This is a genomic window from Falsiroseomonas sp. E2-1-a20 (assembly GCF_051433195.1).
Classification (GTDB): domain Bacteria; phylum Pseudomonadota; class Alphaproteobacteria; order Acetobacterales; family Acetobacteraceae; genus Falsiroseomonas.
In genome coordinates, this window is sequence record NZ_JBHMFT010000197.1 from 1 (window position 1) to 527 (window position 527).

At 67.0% G+C, this 527-nt stretch carries 1 protein-coding gene; it reads right to left on the bottom strand.

Annotation, left to right across the window (positions count from 1 at the left end):
* Window positions 1-527, bottom strand: a 527-nt coding sequence (locus ACFHPP_RS31345; RefSeq protein WP_437167130.1) for an IS630 family transposase, incomplete at both ends; no start/stop codon positions are given.

Sequence of the window (527 nt, forward strand, 5' to 3'; positions counted from 1 at the left end):
TCGACGAGGCGGTTCCAGGCGAGGCAGCAGAGCGCGACGATGTCGTCGTGGTCGCGGAAGACGCGGTTCGACAACCAGTTGTCGCGCATGAACTGCCAAATGTTCTCCATGACATTGAGCTCGGGGCATTTCGGCGGCAGCGGCAGCAGGGTGATGTTCTCCGGCACGGTGACGTCGCCGGAAAGATGCCATCCGGCCTGATCGAGCAGCAGCACGGCGTGCTTGCCGGGGCTGACCAATTCGCTGATCTCGGCCAGGTGCAGGTTCATCGCGGCGGTGCTGCAGAAGGGCAGGACCAGGGCCGCGCCCTTGCCCTCCTGCGGGCAGACGGCGCCGAAGATGTAGGTCGACGCGTAGCGCTGGTCCTGCGGCGCCGAGGGCCTGGTCCCGCGCCGTGCCCAGCGGCGGGTGATGCCGTTCTTCTGGCCGACGCGGGCTTCGTCGGCGAACCAGATCTCTACCGCGTCGAGGCCGATGTCCTGCTCGCGCGCGATGCCTGCCAGCGTGGCGGGGAAGTTTATGGAAGT